Below are 19,994 nucleotides of genomic sequence, written 5' to 3'. Positions count from 1 at the left end.
CAGAAAATGAAAAGTTTAAGAATAGGATTAACCAAAATAGAATTGGCTATGATTAAAAATATAAAAAAGGTTTTCGCGATAATTACTCTATTCTCGGTATATGGAGCCTTTGCACAACAGGACCCGCAATACACGCAATATATGTACAATACAATGACCGTAAACTCAGCTTATGCCGGATCTCTTGGACATTTAACCGTAACAGGTCTTTTAAGAACGCAGTGGGTTGGTATCGAAGGCGCACCAGATACTCAAAGTTTTTCTCTCGATACACCAGTTGGAAAAAATGTGGGTCTTGGAATTTCAATCGTAAACGAAGAAATCGGGCCAACAGAAGAACAATACTTAGATGCTAACTTCTCTTATACCATTAAATCTGGAGAAAATCACAAACTTTCTTTTGGAGTAAAAGGCGGTGGACGTGTTATCAATATCGATTGGTCCAAAGGAAGTTATAAAGATCCCGATGTACAATTTCGTGAAAACATTACCAATAAATTCCTTCCTGTTATTGGAGCTGGATTGTATTGGCACGGAGAGAGAGATTATATAGGACTTTCTATTCCGAATTTTATGACCCGCGAACGTTATACTTATGATGATATTAGCGAAGATTTGGTCAATCAGAGAATACACGTTTATCTTATTGGAGGTTATGTTTTCGACCTTTCGGCGCATACCAAATTCAAACCTGCTCTTTTCTTGAAATATGTGGCTGGCGCTCCAATGATTGCCGATATATCTGCCAATTTTATGTTCAACAATGCTCTTACACTCGGTGTTTCCTATCGTACATCAGATTCTGTGAGCGGCCTTGTTGGAATACAAATCACGCCAATGCTTATGGCTGGTTACGCTTACGATTACACTACAACCGCTTTGCAGAATTACAACAGCGGTACGCACGAAATTATGCTTCGTTTTGAACTAGTTTCACGCAAAAAAGGACTAAAATCACCAAGATTCTTTTAATACGGATAGTCTATGAAAAGAACAATTACTATACTCGCATTATTGGTTATACAGCTGATTTATTCGCAAACCAAAAACAAAACTGCCGATGCTCTTTTTGATAAGATGTATTATGTTGAAGCCGCAAAATCGTATGAACTTTCCATCAACAATGGAGATGCTTCCAAAGAAACGCTTCAGCGACTTGGAGACGCTTATTATTTCAATACAAAAATGTCTAGTGCTTCAAAATGGTACGGAAAGCTAATTGCTGAATATCCGAACGAAGTCTCTGCCGAATATTTATTTCGTTACGCACAGTCGCTGCAAGGGGTTCAGAACTATGAACTGGCAAAAAAATGGATGAAAAATTTCTCCGAAAAACAAAAATCGACAGATCCAAGGGCTAAGAACTTTTCTCTTAAAAATGTCACTTTAGAAGATATTGAAAATATAAAACCTTCTTTTCTACTAGAAAATTTAGACATAAATACTGCTAATTCAGATTTTGGACCAATGTATTACAAAGGCAATTTAGTTTATTCTACTACTGCCGATTCTTCATATTTTAAAACTGAAAAATACGGTTGGAACGATCAGCCTTATCTGAATATGCAGTTAGGCAAAATAAGCGAAACACAATCGAACGTTACTTTTAAAGAGCGTTTTGCCAAAGATATCACCACAAAATATCACGAAGCCTGTATCGCCTTTTCTCCAGATGAAAAAACGATTTATTTCACCCGAAACAATTATAACGGAAAACTGAAACGTGACTCCAAAGGCATTAATAATCTTAAAATCTTTTCCGCTACGGCAACAGAAAACAGCAATGGCACCGTTTCTTGGAAAGATATTAAAGAATTGCCTTTTAACAGTGATAACTATTCCGTTGGACATCCATCCGTAAGCAAAGATGGTAAAAAGCTATATTTCGTTTCAGATATGCCAGGAACTATTGGTTCGACAGATATTTTTGTAGTCGATATTTTAGGCAATAATCAATTCTCTGAACCTAAAAATTTAGGCGAAAAAATAAATACAACTGGCCGCGAAATGTTTCCGTATATCACCGATCAGGCTCTATACTTTTCTTCTGACGGATTTTTAGGCTTAGGAGGTTTGGATGTTTTTGAAAGCCGATTAAATGATGGCGCTTTTGACACACCAGCCAATCTCGGTGCGCCATTAAACAGCAACAGAGATGATTTTGGTTACATCGTTAATGAAGCAACCAATAAAGGCTTTGTCTGTTCGAATAGAAAAACCGGAAAAGGTGATGATGATATTTACTCTTTTGAAAGATCCTGTAATCAAGCCATCAGCGGTTATGTTTTTGATGCCATTTCAAACAACAGAATTGCTGGAGCTATGGTAACGTTAAAAAATGCCAACGGAATTAAAGTAGCTGAAACCGTTTCTCAATTGGACGGAAAATACGATTTTAACAACAACGTAAATTGCAATACGCCGTATACTATTGAAGTCTCAAAAGAAAATTACAACAACAATACAAAAGCCATTGTAACAGCAAACAGTTCAGGAAATACCGAAGCTCTTGTTGGCTTGGATCCTGCTTTAATCGTTCGTGAAAATGGTCTTTTAAAAATAAAAATCGGAATTATTTACTTTGATTTAGATAAATCAGAAATTCGATATGATGCTGCAATAGAATTAAATAAAGTGGTTCTCTTAATGCATCAGTATAATACGGTTGTGATCAAAATTGAATCGCATACCGATTCAAGAGCCAATGATCAGTATAATCTCGAATTGTCAGATCGAAGAGCAAAAGCCACAAGAGATTATTTAATTTCTCAAGGAGTTGCTCCCGAAAGAATAGAAAGCGCAATTGGCTACGGAGAAACCCAGTTAATCAACAATTGCTCCAACGGAGTGCCGTGTACCGAAGCACAGCATCAAGTCAATCGCCGAAGCGAATTCATCATCACAAAAATGTAAAAAGAAAATATTTGTAAAACCCCAGCGGGATGAAATATTTATAGAATTACGATAATACAAATAGAAAAAGCTCCGGAGGAGTGACATATTTCTTAGTTAGATATGTCGCTCCTCCGGAGCTTTTTACTCTAAAATTTTATTCTAAGCTATAAATATTTCGCTTCTCAGAAGCTTAAAAAAAACTAGTTTTAAAAAGACTCTTTTCTAAACATCCACTAAATATTCTATTATCTAGCTTCTCGCTTCTATCGTCTTGCTTCTACTCTCTTACTGAAGCTTCACACACATCCACTCTCCTTTCATAATCAACCTATCTTCATCAAAAGCTTCACCCGACTGTTTTATGATTTTTTCGCTTGTGCGAATGTTTTTTACCACAAATTTAACGAGTTTATCGAACTCAACACCTCCAAAAAACTCAACCTTATCTAAACTAACCAAGCCAAAAACGCCATCTGCAATCCCTAAAAGTTTTATACCTGCACCGCCACACTGCGCCATTGCTTCAATTAAAATAGTTCCTGGAACAAAATTAAAATCGGGAAAACTGCCCTGAAGCCAAGCGTCTTTTTCTGTAAACGTCTTTAAACCAATGATTGTTTCTGTCGTATAAGAAATAATTTCATCCACAAAAAGGAATGGGGCACGATGCGGAATTAAATCTTCTATTTTTTTTGTCATGATCTGTAATTTTTAACAATGTACGAATCTGAACTGAAATAGACAATATTAAAATTGCATCTGTGTTAAAAGCGGGTTAAAATGTTAAAAAATGGGCAGACTCACTTTGGGCTAACAGCATTATCGACTCCGTTGGCCATAACATCTTTTTTTATTAATGATTAAACTATCTGCCATTTTTTCCAAGACCCAAACAAACCAAACACACACGACAAAGGCATTTTTTAACACCCTAACCAACAAAAAAGCAAAGAATCGACCTTTGTATCCAGATTAAACATTCAAGCCTTAAAATCGTTTTTAAATGACTTAAGCAAATTATCATTGCTTATAATTCTCTTCAGCAGTATAAATCATCTGAAACTAATTGTTCTATTAGAAATCTGTGACACCCAAAAACTTTTGCCTTTTATGCGTCTTCTTTCTTCAATGCTAAAGTGTTTTTTTCTATTTTCTTTAGTCCGAAGAAGTGTATACTTGAAAACCTTCTCCATTACAAGAATCTCCAATTGTTGCTAGGTACAGATAATAAACTCCATTTCCGTAAAAATTGTCAGATCTAAGAACAAGATTGGTTTCTCTTTTGAAACCTTTTTTAGCCGTTTCTTTCTCTTAAAAACAACAAATAAAAACACAAATCAGGCTTAATCGACTAAAATATTTTTTCATTACCCTTGTTAAACTTTTCATTTAATTAATTTAATTTAAAAACTAAAAATCAAATAGTTAAAACTAAACTATAGAAAATCTCTATAACAGAAATAATACATAAAAACAATAGTTCTATTGCAAAAGAGCTTTTCTGTTTCCTGAAAAAAAAAGATCGAAAATTTCTTTGTTTTAATGTTTCCCGATTCTAAATTTTCAACTCAAAAACCATTACTTTTCAACATAAAATTCATAGAAAGAAACTACATGATACCTCTCTCCTGCTTTTAAAGTTATTTGAGAGAGTTTTGGCTGATTGGCAAATCTGAAAAGTGCGGGACTTATAAAGCAAAAGCAGCCCTAAAATCATCCTTAGCACCTGGTTCAAAAATACTTTTACCACACATAAAATAAAACCTATAAAATTATATTTCAATAAATTAAATATAAACACCTAAAGAAACACATTAAACAATTATTCTTAATGCTACTGCACGAGCAAAGCCATCTTCTTTATTAGTATTTAGCCCATAATCGCGGTCATACCCTTTTTCGAATTTTAGCTGTTCGTCTTATTTTTCTATTCTTTCACTAATTTTATGTTTTAATGCAAAATCAAAAGGAGTTTTTTTTACCAATTTCAATTCTCCATCTTGATAATCTCTCAATTGAACAATTAGTCAATTACTACCAATATCAAATTGACGTAGCGTGGCTAATTAACTATTAGCGTCAGATTTTTTTGGATCATATAGCATAGCAGTACACAAACAGTTTTTTCTTTCCTTGCTTAATAAAATCGGGCAATTGATGCAGCTTTTGCAGTTCTCCCAAAAAAGTTCATCGTTTGGCAATTCTAAATAGGTTACGGGTTCAAAACCAAGATCATGATTCATTTTCATCACAGCAAGACCTGTTGTTAGGCTAAAAACAAGTGCTTCTGGATATTTTTTACGGCTAAGTTCAAAGGTTTTTCTTTTTATTCTTTTGGCTAAGCCAGTGTGTCTAAACTCAGGCGCAACAATTAATCCAGAATTAGAAACATATCTTCCGTTTTCCCAAGAAGAAATAAAAGCAAAACCTGCCCATTTTCCATCTGGCGCAAATGCAATAATAGCTTCTCCTTCTTTTATTTTTTTCTCGAGTAATTCTGGTGGTCGCCCTGAAATCCCAGTTCCACGGGCTTTGGCAGATAATAATGTCTCTTCACAAATATCATTTATATAGAAAACATGCTTAATCGTTGCCTCTTCAATAATAAAATCATACGAGTCACTAACTTTCTCATCAGAAGAAAAAACAGCTGTTTCTCCCCTATCCTGAATGGTTTTCATACTATGGCACTAAACTATTTTAGCGATAAGCATTACAGTAATAAAAAGAACTACCGTAAACACCATTAAGTTGACGAATCGATCTTTATTTCGTCTAGATTTATTTGAAAAATACGTTTTTGTGATTTCTTTATTTCTTTTGTTACTTGTTTTCATATTCTTTTAAATATTTTATAATTAAAGGCTCGTTTAATAATCCATAACATAAAAACAAAAGGCGTGCCACAGCAACTAAAACCACAATAACTCCCTCATTATAAAACAAATAATAAAAACAAACTTTAGTCAATTTATAAAAGCTTATCAAAATGATAAGATGATGCATTCAAAATGAAAGGCATAAAACAAAGAAAGCTCTAAATCGAAATTTAGAGCTTTCTTATTATATAATTGCCAGCAAATTAATCCCACTGATTGTTTTTAGAAACGGCATATTTACCCGCTCCAGTAAAGAACAATGCAAGAGCACCAAAAAGATAAAGCATTAATAATTCTAAAGCATAACCGCCGTGCTCGCTAATTGAGAAAATCTCCTGAGCATGAGCTGTCGCAACTGCTACAACACAAGTTATTGCCAAAAGAACTGCTGCAATTCTAGTTCTGAATCCTAATAAAATAGCAATTGGAGCTAAAACTTCGCCAATGTAAACTGCATATCCAAATGCGCCCATGTTTTCTACAAGGAACGAAATTCCGTGAATCAGTTTAGAAACACCGTGAAAAAGCATTAAGCCACCGGTACTTAAACGCAAAAGCAATAATCCAAGGTCTGTGTTTTTTGAAATCATAAATAATTTTGTTTAGGTTAAAAATTTATATTCAATTGGGTTTGTAAGCCGACGAAAATACAAAATTTTCTTATTTAAAAACAATATTATTTAAAACAATTCCAAATAGTCTTTTAAACCATTACTAACTCGATTTTAAGCTTTACAGCTTAATAGCAATCTTTCCAATTGTCTTTCCAGATTCCAAAAGTTCGTGCGCTTTCTTTAGGTTTTCGGCTGTAAGTCCTTGTAGTGTAGTATTTAAAGTTGTTTTTAAGATACCGTCGTCTAACAAATCTGCTACGATATTTAAGATATTATGCTGTTCTACCATGTCTTCTGTTTGATACATAGATCGGGTATACATTAATTCCCAAGAAAAAGAAACGCTTTTGCTTTTCAGTTTGGTTAATGCAACAAGATCGCTGCTTCCTGTAATTGAGGCAATATGACCTTGTGGTTTAATCAATTCTACCATTGTATCCCAATAAGCATTGGTATCCACAAAATCTAAAATAAAGTCAACATACTCAAAACCAGCTTCTCTAACAGAAGAAATCAAATCTTTATGATCTACCACAAAATCCGCTCCTTGCTGTTTGCACCAAGCAATTGTTTCAGAACGCGACGCTGTTGCAATAACCGTTAAACCCGCTATTTTCTTAGCTAGTTGAATGGCAATCGAGCCCACTCCTCCTGCTCCACCAATAATCAAAATTGATTTTCCTTTGTCTTTATCTGCCGTAATTCTGATTCTGTCAAATAGAATTTCCCAAGCAGTTAAAGCCGTTAACGGAATTACTGCTGATTCTTCCACACATAATGATTTAGGTTTTCTGCCCACGATCCTTTCGTCAATAATCTGATATTCGGCATTGCTTCCTTGTTTGGTAATATCTCCAGCATAATAAACAGGATCTCCTACTTCAAACAAAGTAACGTCTTGTCCGACAGCCTGAACGATTCCGACAGCGTCCCAGCCAATGATTTTTGGAGTTTCTAAAACAGTATCTTTTGCGCTATTCTGGCGAATCTTAAAATCGACGGGATTTACTGAAATCGCGTCAATTTTAACTAATAGATCGTGCGGTCCAGGAATGGGTTTTACAGCTTCAAATTCGATAAAACTTTCTGGGTTTTCTATGGGTAATGATGTTTTAAATCCTATTGCTTTCATTTCTTTTTAATGTTTAAATTAAAACTATACTACAAATATAAGACGAGTTGAAATCTCTTAATTGGTATATATTGAGCGTATATTTGTATATATTCGGCAGATTTTTTTGTTTCACGCAGATTCATAAAAGATAAATTACAAAGTTAGTTTGCGCATTTTTGTCATTTCGACGAAGGAGAAATCTCCACAAGTAGCTCCGTAAAGAAAGGCCAATCTATGTCGAGTTTCTTACGGAGATTTCTCCTTCGTCGAAATGACAATGATTGTGGTTACTTTTATGTAATGCTTAATTTCCCAAAATACTTGGTTTAAAACTTTCTCAAAGTCTAATCCACAAAGCTATGTGCATTCAGACAAGTGAAACGCCTTTAACCACAAACAAAGCTATGTTTCTATGTGTTCAAATAAAACTCTAAATTTGCTAAAAATACTACACTATGAATATAAGAAAAGCCGAAAAATCAGACTCAAAATATATTGCTCCCATATTATTATTAGCAATGGAAGATATCATTTATAAGTTTATTGCGAAAGAAGATTACGCTTCCGCGAAAGACTTTCTGCAGTATTTCGTTGAAAGTGAAAATAATCAGTATTCTTATCAAAACTGTTTTGTGGCTGAGGAAAACAGCGAAATCATTGGCGCAGTAAATATTTATAACGGCGCAGACATTGAAGAATTACGTGCTCCGATAGTCGAATATGTTCGAAAACACCATAATCCAGAATTCGACCCAGAATTGGAAACACGCGCTGGAGAGTATTACATTGACTCTTTAGGTGTGAATCCGAAACATCAGGGAAAAGGAATTGGTTCTCAATTATTGCAATTTTTGATTGATAAATACGTTCATAAAAATAAAGAGGTTTTAGGTCTTCTGGTTGAAGAAGACAATCCGAGTGCTAAAAAACTGTATTTAAAGCTTGGTTTTAAAGTAGTTGGAAACAAAACTTTGGTTAAGAAGAACCTGGAACATCTTCAAATCAAAAATTAATTATAGAATGAAAAACATCACAATATTAGAAGCAGGTTTAATTTTAAGAATAGTTTTAGGAATCACAATGCTTTCGGCCGTAGCAGACCGATTTGGAGTTTGGGGCGCACCGGGATCTCACCAAGTTGCCTGGGGAAATTGGGAAAACTTTGTAATCTACACACAAACCCTCAATTCATTTGCCAACAAAGCCACAGCAGAAATTCTGGCAGGAATTGCCACTTTCTTTGAAGTTTTACTGAGTCTTCTATTATTATTTGGTTTTAAAACGAGACTCGCCGCTTTAGGAACTACTATTTTAATGTTCTTTTTTGCTTTTGCCATGTCGGTTTCGGTTTCGGTAAAAGCACCTCTAGACTATTCGGTTTGGACAAGTTGTGCGGCGGCTTTACTACTTGCTAATATTGGTAAAACATCTTTCGCCGTTGATAATCGCATATAGTTTATAGTTGATGGTTGATGGTTGATGGTTGATGGTTGATGGCTACCTAAAAACTTTGCAGAAGTTAATTGCAACAAAAAAATAACGATCAACTACAAACTAAAAACCATAAACCAAAAACTATCAACCAAAAACATTTTTAAGGTATATTTAAGTTCATGAACAAATATGTATTCGTAAATTAGCAATTACAAAAACATATTTTAAATGACAATACTTACCTTTACGCTTATAATGATTCTAGGTGCTTTTTTAGCAGGTTTTATCGGTTCATTATCAGGCTTAGGAGGCGGTATCATTATTATTCCGCTTCTAACCATTATTCTCGGTGTCGATATTCATTATGCCATTGGAGCCGCTTTGGTTTCTGTTATCGCCACTTCTTCAGGTTCTGCCGCTGCTTATGTAAAAGAAGGAATTACCAACATGCGAATGGGGATTTTTCTCGAAATCGCTACTACAATCGGGGCGGTTTGCGGAGCATTGCTTTCTACAATTGCTCCTACCTCATTTATAGCCGTTTTGTTCGGCTTAACACTGATTTTTTCTGCTATCAATTCGCTTCGAAAAAAAGAAGAACATATCGTTTTGGAATCTAGTCCGCTGGCTAAAAAATTAAAATTAGACGGAACTTATCCTACTCACGATGGCGAAGTTGTCAAATACGGAACTAAAAACGTGCTTGGCGGTTTTAGTATGATGGGAGTTGCCGGAATGATGTCTGGTCTTCTCGGAATTGGTTCTGGCGCTTTTAAAGTGATTGCAATGGACAATATTATGCGTGTTCCATTTAAAGTTTCAACTACAACCAGTAATTTTATGATGGGCGTTACAGCAATGGCGAGTTCTGTAATTTATATTCAAAAAGGATATATCGAACCTGGAATCTGTATGCCGGTTGTAATTGGAGTTTTGTTTGGAGCTATGGCTGGAGCCAAAATCTTAGTGCGAACAAATCCGAAGAAATTGAGAATATTTTTTGCCTGCCTGATTTTTGTTTTGGCAATAAACATGATTTATAACGGACTAAATGGAAAAATCTAATATGGTACACGAAGAAAAATTTGGAGAAAAAGATTTTCAGACAATCATAGGAAACTTGCTTCGTTACGGAGTTTGGATTTCGTTATCAGTAGCTTTTATTGGCGGAATTGTTTATTTGCTTCATAATGGAAATCAGATTGAGGATTATTCTGTTTTTAAAGAAAATGACCGAAATATATTTGAAGTAATTGCGGCTGTTTACAACGGTGCAATACAAGGAAATGGTGAATCATTAATATTTACAGGAATTATTTTCTTGTTCATGACGCCTGTTTTACGTGTACTGCTTTCGCTATTTTCGTTTTTATTGGAAAAAGATTACTTGTATGTTGGCATTACATTAATTGTAATCCTAATTATCATTATAAGCATTTCATTTGGTTTCTCACATTAAGAAAATTTTAGACTGCAGATTGTAGATTTTGGAATTTGGAATTTAATTATTGGAATTTAGCTTTATTTTATGGAAATAGGAATAGACAGTTTTGCTTCGGCAATGTATGGCGATAACAACACTCTGAGCAGTGTTGATGCTATGGAGCAGCTATTGCAAAGAATTGAATTTGCAGATCAGGCTGGTCTAGATGTTTTCGGAATTGGAGAACATCATAAAAAAGAGTTTTTAGATTCTGCTACAGCTGTTATTTTGAGTGCAGCGGCGGCAAGGACAAAAAACATCCGACTGACAAGTGCTGTAACCGTTTTAAGCGCTGCAGATCCTGTGAGAGTTTATCAAAATTTTGCCACTTTAGATTTAATTTCAAAAGGAAGAACTGAGATTGTTGTCGGAAGAGGATCTGCCATTGAAGCTTATCCCCTTTTTGGATATGATTTGAGAGATTATGATGCTCTTTTTAAAGAAAAGCTAGAACTGCTTCTTCAAGTTAGAGATAATGAATTTGTTTCTTGGGAAGGAAAATTTCGTCCTGCTTTAAACAATTTGCCTGTTTACCCAAGAGCTTTACAAGAAAAATTGCCAATATGGCTTGGCGTTGGCGGTACGCCAGAATCTTTTATTAGAGCCGGTTCATTAGGCCTTCCGTTAATGGTTGCCGTAATTGGCGGACAAACACATCGTTTTAAACCTTTAGTTGATTTGTATAGAGAAGCAGGAAAAGCAGCAGGTTTTAAACCTAATGAATTAAAAGTAGGTTTGCATTCGCCTGGGTATGTGGGCAGCACAACGGAAAAAGCAATTGAAGAATACTATCCTGGTTACGCAGAATTATGGACAAAATTAGGATACGAAAGAGGTTGGCCTCCTGTAACCAAAGGCAAATTTGACGGTTTAATTGATGATTTGGGCGTTTTAATTGTCGGAGGTCCAGAAAGAGCGGCAGAGAAAATCCTTAGACATAGCGAAGCGCTGGGCGGTGTAGATCGATTTACTTTTCAGATGGATAATGCTGGATTGACGCACAAACAATTAATGAATGCGATTGAAAATTGATTGGTACAAAATTAATTCCTTTGATTAAGAAAGGATAAATTGTTAATCTGGCAATCCCGATAGCTATCGGGAGCTAAGATGCTAAGTTTTTTTTAAGCCACTCCCGATAGCTATCTGGATACACAGATTAAAAGGATTAAAAAAAATTGAATAGCGTCCAGCTTTAGCTGGATGGAAAATATAGCAAAAATCAAAAAGGCTTTAGCCAAACTAGATGAAGTTTGGCTAAAGCCTTTTTTAAATCTTAATTTTCATAACCTCCAGTTAAAACTGGAGGCAACTCAAAAAACTTTGAGCCTAAAAACCTTAGAACCTCAGCATCTCAGAACCTTAGCACCTTAAAAAAAAAAAAAGCACCTAACAATGAAGTCAGATGCTTTTTTGTGTGATTTGTAATTTTTCAACTAAAACAAATCGATTTAGAATTTATAAGTAACACCAACTCTAAAATTTCTTGGAGCTTCAGCTTGCCAGTAATAAGCATTTAACCAGCTGTAATATGAACCGCTATATAAATATTTATCTAAGATATTGAATACGTTTGCAGTAACTTTAACTTTACCTGTTTCATAAGATAAACCTCCATCCAATTTAAAGTAAGAAGGCAATTTTTGAAGACCTTCACTCCATGTGTCAGTTTGGCGTCCATCAAGGAAAGTTCCTCCAATAGAAGCACCAAAACCTTTTAATTTTCCATGCTGAAGCGTATAATTTAACCATGCATTTGCTGTGTGTTTAGCATAACCTGGCACAACATCACCTACGTTAATACCATTAGCTGCAGAAACAGCTGGATCAACTTTAGTTACCGTTGATTCTGTAAATGCGTAATTTGCAATAAGATTTAAGCCATCAAAGATTTTTCCTCTTACATCAAATTCAACACCGCGAGCTCTTTTTTCACCCAAAACAATTTTATACTGCTCGTTTGGCTGATTACTAGGATCTGCTGTTAGCTCATTCTTCTTTAAGATATTGTAAACCGATAAACTTGTATTCCAAGAACCGTCAAACCAATCTTTTTTAAGCCCAAATTCAACATTATTTCCAGTAAGAGGTTTTACATCACCGCTTCTCACTACTCCAGATTGAGGCGTAAAAGCTTGATCATATAAACCGTAAACTGCAAAATCATCAGTAATAGAATAACTTAAACCAGCACGAGGTGTAATATGGCTATCCTCAATTGGTTCTGCCTCATAGCTGCTAGTTTGGCTAATCCAAGTATATCTTGCAGCAAGAGTCAATCTTAATCTGTTTTCTAAAAAGCCAAGCTCATCTTGAACATAACCAGCCGCATACTTCGAACCATAAAGTCCGCCTGCTCTTTGGCTTAAAGGCGTATCATGGTCAAACTGCGGTAAACCATTTGATGGCGTACCATAATTTGGATTATAAACATTAAACGGATTATCAACAGTGTCTAAATCATGCGATTGTCCCCAATCTGCCATATAATCTTTGCTCCCTAAATCTACTCCTCCTAATATTTTATGAGAAACATTTCCTGTATTGAATTTTCCGTTTACGAAAATCTGTCCTAAATACATATTACTTTCCGCATCCCAAATACCAACATTTCTGATAATCTCACCAGCAGCAAGGTTTCCTTCAGGAACTCCATCAAAATTTCTATCAACTGGTCCAGGACCAACAACACCTGGCCAAGAGCTGTATCCTTGCTGAAGGTATTTAAAGTAAGAAGTTTGCGCTGTAAGCTTCCAATTTTCGTCAAACTTATGTTCGAACTGTAGATAACCGCTATGATCTTGAATGTTTGTATCTGGCAATCCTGGCTGTGTCATTGTAAAATTGCGAGGTAAAGTAGCATAACCTCCTGATTGTGGTCCAAAAACATAGTAAGAACCTACTTCGGTCATATTTGCATATTGAAAGTTGTATTCAAATGTCAATTTTGTTTTATCATCAATCTGATAAGAAATTACAGGAGCAATTACGTAACGGTCGTTATGCTCAAACGGACGGAATGATCCCTTCTTTTGTACAGCTCCGTTAAAACGGTATAATAATTTTCCTTTTTTATCTAATTTTCCGTCAAGGTCTAAACTTACTCTGTAGAAATCGTAGCTTCCTACCATAGCACTTACCTCACCTTTCGTTACACCTGTTGGCTTTTTAGTCACCACGTTATATAATCCGCTTGGGTCACCGCTTGAAAGCATGAAACCAGCAGGTCCTTTTACAAATTCGATATGATCTACAAAGCTCATATCTTCTGTTAATGGTCCCCAGAAAGAAGAAACTACGTTAAAACCGTTTCTAAAAGCCTGAATTTGAGAACCTCTCATTGTAATATTCGTATACAAATCTCCCCAGTGCTCCAAACGTACAGCACCACTCACATTACGAATTACACCGTCGCTCATACTTGTAATCTGCTGGTCTTTTAAAGTCTGACCGCTTACAATCTGTATATTTTGAGGAATTTCTAAAACTGGAGTCTGAAGACGCAATGACAATGAAGGCTTGTCTTGCTTGTATTTATTCTTTTTAATTACCACTTCATCAAGATCTTCCTGACTTTCAGAAAGAGAAAAATTCTTGGTTATCGTTTGTTTTGAATTGACAACAATTTTATCCTCAACAGGTTGAATTCCTACTCCATTTAAGACGATAGTATATGTTCCTGGCTTTACATTTTTAATTTCATAATGTCCTGAAACAGTTGTAATATCCGAATATTTTGTTCCTTTTAAAGCTACAGCTATATTTTCTGCTGGTTTATTGCCACTCAAAGAAACTTTTCCGTTTACAGTTCCAAGCTGTTGTGCCATCATATTTAGTGAGCTCAAAAACAGCACAAAAAGATAAACTCTGGCATTAAAAATTATTTTCATTTGGTTTTGATTTTAAATTGAGCGACAAAAGTATATGCAAATCTCAACTTTTCCAAATTATTTTAATTCATTCTAAATAAATAAAACAAAATAAACTAAATCAGTAGAATAAATTTGAAAACAGCCATCTCTAAGTTATTTCCTGATAATATTAATCTACATTAAGTTTCAAACCGAAATCTATTTCTATCTTTATACTTCTAAATTTCAAAACCAAAAAACAAATAACTTCCTGATATGAAATCAAATACAATAAGAAAAGTTGCCATTGTGGGCTATAACAGAATCCCTTTTGCAAGAGCTAATACGGCCTATTCTAACGTAGGAAATAAAGAAATGATGACCGCATCGCTCAATGGTCTTATTGATAAATACAATCTAAAGGGAAAGCTATTGGGAGAAGTTGCTGGAGGTGCTGTAATCAAACATACTTACGACAACAATTTAATTCGTGAATGTGTAATGCAGACCAGCCTCGACCCGGCAACACCTGCATGCGATTTGCAGCAAGCTTGTGACACGGGAATTGAAAGCGCTATTTATATTGCCAACAAAATTGCTCTCGGACAAATAGATTCTGGAATTGCTGGAGGTGTAGATTCTATCAGCGATATGCCAATTGCGGTTAGTGAGAAACTTCGGAAAATACTGCTTGATGCGCGAAAAGCAAAATCATTAGGCGAGAAAATTAAAACATTTCTAAAACTTCGTCCTAAAGATCTTAGTCCGCTAGTGCCTCGAAATGAAGAATCGCAAACAGGACTTTCTATGGGCGGACATACTGAAATTACTGCAAAATATTATAAAATTTCTCGCGAAGAACAAGACGAATTTGCCTTAAAAAGCCATTTGAATATGGCAAAAGCATATGACGAAGGCTTTTTTGATGATATGATTACTCCTTTCAACGGCTTAGAAAAAGATAATAATTTAAGAAGAGACAGCACAATTGAAAAACTAGCCAAACTAAGCCCTGCTTTTGATAAAGTAAACGGAACCCTTACCGCAGGAAATTCAACTCCATTAACAGATGGAGCTTCTTGTGTTCTTCTGGCTAGTGAAGAATGGGCAAAAGAGCAAGGACTTCCTATTTTGGCTTATATTACTTTTGCAGAAATTGCTGCAATTGAATACGTTAAAAATCAACAGAATCTTTTGTTAGCACCTTTATTTGCTGCTTCAAGAATGTTGGAAAAAGCAGAATTAAACCTGCAAGATTTTGACTTTTATGAAATTCACGAAGCTTTTGCTGCTCAGACATTAGCCACTTTAAAAATCTGGGAAAGCCCAGAACTAAGTGCCGAAATAGGTTTAAAGAAAACTTTAGGTGCCATTGATCGAAACAAACTGAATATAAAAGGAAGCAGTTTGGCCGCAGCACATCCTTTTGCAGCAACTGGCGGAAGAATTATTGGCGTAATGGCAAAACTTCTTAACGAAAAAGGATCTGGAAAAGGCTTAATTTCCATCTGTGCGGCAGGCGGTCAAGGAGTTACCATGATAATTGAGAAATAATTTTTCAAAAATATTTCAATTCGATTTTATAAATCTGCTGAATCTGCTAAATCTGCGGGAGTAATTTTTGCTCGCAGATTTAGCAGATTTTTTTGTCTCTATCAAATAAACCCGACAGGCTTTAAAAACCTGTCGGGTTTAACTTCAACATACAGCTATTTAACTTACTTAAAGTCCATTTTGTTTAAATATATTCATACAAAAACAACTAAATATCAATATTTTATGCTAAATTTAGTTTTCTATTAAAGCTTTTGTATCAATTCATTTTAAACCACTAAAAATGATGGAATCAAAAATACCCGAAGGTCCTCTTGCTGATAAATGGAGTCTTTACAAGTCTAAAGCCAAATTGGTCAATCCTGCAAATCGAAAAAAACTAAACATCATTGTAGTTGGAACTGGTCTTGCAGGTGCTTCGTGCGCTGCTTCTCTTGCTGAACAAGGCTATAACATAAAATCTTTCTGTTTTCAGGATTCTCCAAGACGCTCGCATTCTGTTGCCGCTCAAGGCGGAGTAAACGCTGCCAAAAACTACAAAAATGATGGCGACAGCACTTATAGAATGTTTTATGACACTATAAAAGGAGGCGATTTCAGATCTCGTGAAGCCAATGTTTATCGATTAGCGGAATGTTCTGCACATCTTATAGACCACGCAGTTGCTCAAGGTGTTCCATTTGCAAGGGAATATGCGGGATATTTAAACAACAGATCTTTTGGAGGCGTTCAGGTTTCTCGAACTTTTTATGCGAGAGGCCAAACCGGACAGCAGCTTTTATTGGGTGCTTATCAAGCCTTAGAACGTCAGGCATCTTTAGGAAAAGTGGCTTTATATACTCGTCACGAAATGCTCGAACTCGTGGTTATTGATGGCAAAGCCAAAGGCATAATTGCAAGAAATCTTGAAACTGGAATTTTAGAACGTCACGCTGCAGATGCCGTTGTTCTGGCTTCTGGAGGTTATGGAAAAGTATATTATCTATCTACTTTGGCAATGGGTTGTAACAGCTCTGCGATTTGGCGCGCGCACAAAAAAGGCGCTTATATGGCAGGCGTAAGCTGGATTCAGTTTCACCCTACTTCGCTTCCACAGCATGGTGAAAACCAATCAAAACTGACTTTAATGTCGGAATCACTGCGAAATGACGGAAGAATTTGGGTTCCTAAAAAAGCTGCAGATGATCGAAATGCAAACGCCATTCCCGAAGAGGAGCGCGATTATTACTTAGAACGCCGTTATCCTTCCTTTGGAAATCTAGCTCCACGAGATATTTCTTCACGAGCTGCCAAAGAAAGAATCGATGCCGGACATGGCGTTGGGCCAATGAAAAATGCCATTTATCTCGATTTCTCGGATGCGATCAAAGCGCAAGGAAAAGATAAAATCGAAGCCAAATACAGTAATCTTTTTGCCATGTACGAAAAGATTACAGGCATAAACGCTTACAAAGAACCCATGCTGATTTCACCTTCAGCGCATTTTACTATGGGCGGACTTTGGGTTGATTATGAGCTTATGACCACAATTCCTGGTTTATTTGCTGTAGGCGAAGCCAATTTTGCCGATCATGGTGCCAATCGATTAGGAGCAAATTCACTACTTCAAGCCTGTGTCGACGGTTATTTTATTGCTCCTTATACAATTCCAAACTATCTCGCTGGCGAATTAAATTCAACTAAACCTGATATTTCGCATCCAGCATTTGAGGAAGCTGAGAAAACAGTAAGAAGACAATTGGATCGCTTTTTACATACCAACGGAACACTTTCAGCAGATTATTTCCATAAAAAAATCGGACGTCTTCTTTATGAGAAATGCGGTCTTTCGCGAAGCAGACAAAAGCTGGAAGAGGCTTTAATCGAAATCCGTGAACTGAAAGCTTCTTTTGAAAAAGATCTTAGAATTACTGGTGATAATACGTTAAACAGCGAACTTGAAAAAGCCGGTCGAATTGCCGATTATATCGAATTAGCCGAATTAATGTGCTACGATGCCTTACAGCGTGAAGAATCCTGCGGCGCACACTTTAGAGAAGAATACCAAACCCCTGATGGCGAAGCTGTCCGCAACGACGTTGAATTCTGTTATGTATCGGCTTGGGAGTGGAAAGGTTTAAATAACGAACCAGAACTTCACAAAGAACCTTTAACCTTTGAATCAGTTGAACTCGCAGTAAGAAGCTATAAATAATGGTGAATATTAATTGTGAATTGTTAATTGTTAATTATTAATTCACAATACTCATTCATAATTAACAATTAACAATTCATAATTTACAATTATATATGAAACTTTATCTTAAAATATGGCGCCAGTTTAATTCTTCAACTAAAGGAGAAATGACAGATTATGAAATTGATGGAGTATCAGAACATATGTCGTTTTTGGAAATGTTGGATCTTTTGAACGAATCTCTAATTCAAAATGGAGAAAGAGTGATCGAGTTTGACCACGATTGTCGTGAAGGAATCTGCGGGCAATGCGGCGTTATGATAAACGGACGCGCTCATGGGCCTTTAAAAAATACTACAACCTGTCAGCTTCATATGAGAAGTTTTAAAGATGGAGACACTATTTATATTGAACCATTTCGTGCAAAAGCTTTTCCTGTTCTACGTGATTTAAAAATTGACCGAAAAGCATTTGATTCTATCATTGCTTCGGGAGGTTTTATTGGCGCTGCTACGGGTCAGGCGCCAGAAGCAAACAGTATTCCGATTTCGTATGAAACGGCAGAAGCCGCTTTTGATGCTGCTGCCTGTATTGGATGCGGAGCCTGTGTGGCTTCATGCAAAAATGCCAGCGCAGCCTTGTTTGTTGGAGCCAAAATAACACATCTGGCACTTTTACCTCAAGGAAAATTAGAAGCCCAAACACGTGCGGTTTCGATGGTAAAACAAATGGATGAAGAAGGTTTTGGAGCTTGTTCTGATACAAGAGCCTGCGAAATCGAATGTCCGCAAGGAATTTCGGTGCTTTCTATTGCTAAAATGAATTTAGAATATATGAAGGCTTTGACTTTTAGGAAGTAAATGAATTTCTCGCAAAGTCGCAAAGACGCAAAGTCTTTCTTTTTTTAAGTTTAAAAACTTTGCAACTTCGCGTCTTTGCGAGATTAAATATATTTTAATTATACTGTAAAATAAGGCGTCAGGATATCCTCGAAATTATATAATCCTTTTTCTTTCTCTTTTAGATTTTCGGCCACAAAAATAACTCCGTTTCCGAAAGCCTCTCTCGAAATTGATTCGTGAATTAAACGTACGGTTTGAAACGGAAAACCAAAAATAACCTCGTGTTTTCCAACGATTCCCCCTGCCCTAACCGAATTAATGTTTTCTTTGTCAACATCTAGTGCTTCAGCAATTTTTACCGCTGTCCCAGATGTTCCTTGTTTGGTTTTAAAGTGTTCTTCATTTACTTCGATATCAACCCACGGTGCAATTTTCTTTAGAAATTTAGCAGCAAACAACAAATAGTTTACACCCAAAGTAATATTAGGCGACCAAAATACTGTGGTTTTCTTAGCCAGTTTCTTTAAAAACTCTAGTTCTTTATCTTTATAATGCGAAATAGCAGAAATAATTTTTACCTGCTTCTTTGCCGCGACTTCTCCATACGTATAAATTCCCTGATGTGACGAGAAATCGATAATTACATCAACAGGATGCTTTTCTAATAATTCTTCAATAGAAGTTTTAGAACTAGAATAGATTAAGCCGGGTTCTTCTGACTGTACTCCAAAAAATTCTGGAACCGATCTGTGTTCTAAAACCGTACTTTGACGTAAAACCCATTCTAAGCAGAATTTTTTATTTTCTAATAATATTGAAGCTACTGATTTTCCAGTTTTTCCGAATCCGATTAATCCTATTTTCATAAGCATTTATTTTTTATGGGCGAAGCTTGCCCGGTTGAAAATATTGATATTGCAAGATGGTCAATATCAATCCTAATTTTAAAGAATTCAAGCCGTTTTAGAAACTGCCTGTTCATAAAAATAGAAAATTCATAACAGAATCACCAACTAAAACTTCATTTTATAACATTAAAATCATTTATTAATACGATTTTATCTGTTAATCCAAAATCAATCCATCTAATTTTACATATAATCGTATTTCTAAATAATTCGATTTAAATTGTTAAAAAATGACTTTAAAAAA

At 35.6% G+C, this 19,994-nt stretch carries 15 protein-coding genes and 1 pseudogene; 10 read left to right on the top strand and 6 right to left on the bottom strand.

The window, feature by feature from the left end; translation table 11 throughout:
• Positions 1-6: 6 nt before the first annotated feature.
• Both PQ463_RS03895 and PQ463_RS03890 read left to right on the top strand, forming a co-directional pair.
• Entirely contained in the window at positions 7-972 is a 966-nt protein-coding gene (locus tag PQ463_RS03895; protein WP_274256387.1) for a PorP/SprF family type IX secretion system membrane protein, read from the top strand.
• 12 nt (positions 973-984) lie between these two features.
• Complete coding sequence (locus PQ463_RS03890; RefSeq protein ID WP_274256386.1) at positions 985-2,913, top strand: OmpA family protein; 1,929 nt, start codon at positions 985-987, stop codon at positions 2,911-2,913.
• A 267-nt stretch (positions 2,914-3,180) separates the two neighbouring features.
• On the opposite strand, the gene PQ463_RS03885 is transcribed toward PQ463_RS03890, so the two are convergent.
• The 4 genes from PQ463_RS03885 to PQ463_RS03870 all read right to left on the bottom strand — a co-directional run bounded on the left by PQ463_RS03885 (position 3,181) and on the right by PQ463_RS03870 (position 7,520).
• Positions 3,181-3,594, bottom strand: coding sequence for a 3-hydroxyacyl-ACP dehydratase FabZ family protein (locus PQ463_RS03885; protein ID WP_111376945.1), 414 nt, complete (start codon positions 3,592-3,594; stop codon positions 3,181-3,183).
• A gap of 1,367 nt (positions 3,595-4,961) precedes the next feature.
• Positions 4,962-5,576 (bottom strand): GNAT family N-acetyltransferase, encoded by a 615-nt coding sequence (locus tag PQ463_RS03880; protein WP_274256385.1) that lies wholly within the window; start codon positions 5,574-5,576, stop codon positions 4,962-4,964.
• A 401-nt stretch (positions 5,577-5,977) separates the two neighbouring features.
• Positions 5,978-6,364 (bottom strand): DoxX family protein, encoded by a 387-nt coding sequence (locus PQ463_RS03875; protein ID WP_274256384.1) that lies wholly within the window; start codon positions 6,362-6,364, stop codon positions 5,978-5,980.
• A 142-nt stretch (positions 6,365-6,506) separates the two neighbouring features.
• On the bottom strand, positions 6,507-7,520 hold the full coding sequence (locus tag PQ463_RS03870) for a zinc-binding alcohol dehydrogenase family protein (RefSeq protein WP_274256383.1): 1,014 nt from the start codon (positions 7,518-7,520) through the stop codon (positions 6,507-6,509).
• Positions 7,521-7,957: 437 nt separating this feature from the next.
• Between PQ463_RS03870 and PQ463_RS03865 the strand changes: the two genes are divergently transcribed.
• From PQ463_RS03865 to PQ463_RS03845, 5 genes and pseudogenes are all read left to right on the top strand, one after another.
• On the top strand, positions 7,958-8,515 hold the full coding sequence (locus PQ463_RS03865; protein ID WP_111376939.1) for a GNAT family N-acetyltransferase: 558 nt from the start codon (positions 7,958-7,960) through the stop codon (positions 8,513-8,515).
• Between the two features lie 7 nt (positions 8,516-8,522).
• Complete coding sequence (locus tag PQ463_RS03860) at positions 8,523-8,957, top strand: DoxX family membrane protein (protein ID WP_111376938.1); 435 nt, start codon at positions 8,523-8,525, stop codon at positions 8,955-8,957.
• Between the two features lie 207 nt (positions 8,958-9,164).
• On the top strand, positions 9,165-10,001 hold the full coding sequence (locus PQ463_RS03855; protein WP_111423554.1) for a sulfite exporter TauE/SafE family protein: 837 nt from the start codon (positions 9,165-9,167) through the stop codon (positions 9,999-10,001).
• A complete protein-coding gene (locus tag PQ463_RS03850; protein WP_274256382.1) occupies positions 9,988-10,395 on the top strand; it encodes a DUF1634 domain-containing protein in 408 nt (135 codons plus the stop codon). The genes PQ463_RS03855 and PQ463_RS03850 overlap by 14 nt, the downstream gene beginning before the upstream one ends.
• A gap of 69 nt (positions 10,396-10,464) precedes the next feature.
• Positions 10,465-11,489 (top strand): annotated as a pseudogene (locus tag PQ463_RS03845) (LLM class flavin-dependent oxidoreductase).
• A 381-nt stretch (positions 11,490-11,870) separates the two neighbouring features.
• Here PQ463_RS03845 and PQ463_RS03840 read toward each other — a convergent pair.
• Positions 11,871-14,309: a TonB-dependent receptor gene (locus PQ463_RS03840; protein ID WP_274256380.1), complete on the bottom strand. Its 2,439-nt coding sequence runs from the start codon at positions 14,307-14,309 to the stop codon at positions 11,871-11,873.
• A gap of 237 nt (positions 14,310-14,546) precedes the next feature.
• On the opposite strand from PQ463_RS03840, the gene PQ463_RS03835 reads away from it, so the two are divergent.
• From PQ463_RS03835 to PQ463_RS03825, 3 genes are all read left to right on the top strand, one after another.
• Positions 14,547-15,824: an acetyl-CoA C-acetyltransferase gene (locus tag PQ463_RS03835; protein WP_274256379.1), complete on the top strand. Its 1,278-nt coding sequence runs from the start codon at positions 14,547-14,549 to the stop codon at positions 15,822-15,824.
• Positions 15,825-16,107: 283 nt separating this feature from the next.
• Entirely contained in the window at positions 16,108-18,018 is a 1,911-nt protein-coding gene (locus PQ463_RS03830) for a fumarate reductase/succinate dehydrogenase flavoprotein subunit (RefSeq protein WP_274256378.1), read from the top strand.
• 95 nt (positions 18,019-18,113) lie between these two features.
• On the top strand, positions 18,114-18,860 hold the full coding sequence (locus PQ463_RS03825; protein ID WP_111376931.1) for a succinate dehydrogenase/fumarate reductase iron-sulfur subunit: 747 nt from the start codon (positions 18,114-18,116) through the stop codon (positions 18,858-18,860).
• A 98-nt stretch (positions 18,861-18,958) separates the two neighbouring features.
• Here PQ463_RS03825 and PQ463_RS03820 read toward each other — a convergent pair whose 3' ends face one another.
• A complete protein-coding gene (locus PQ463_RS03820) occupies positions 18,959-19,708 on the bottom strand; it encodes a 4-hydroxy-tetrahydrodipicolinate reductase (protein WP_274256377.1) in 750 nt (249 codons plus the stop codon).
• Positions 19,709-19,994 lie beyond the last annotated feature (286 nt).

Origin of the sequence: Flavobacterium sp. KACC 22763 (assembly GCF_028736155.1) — a bacterium.
Lineage (GTDB): Bacteria > Bacteroidota > Bacteroidia > Flavobacteriales > Flavobacteriaceae > Flavobacterium.
This window is presented reverse-complemented; position numbering and strand designations above follow the sequence as displayed.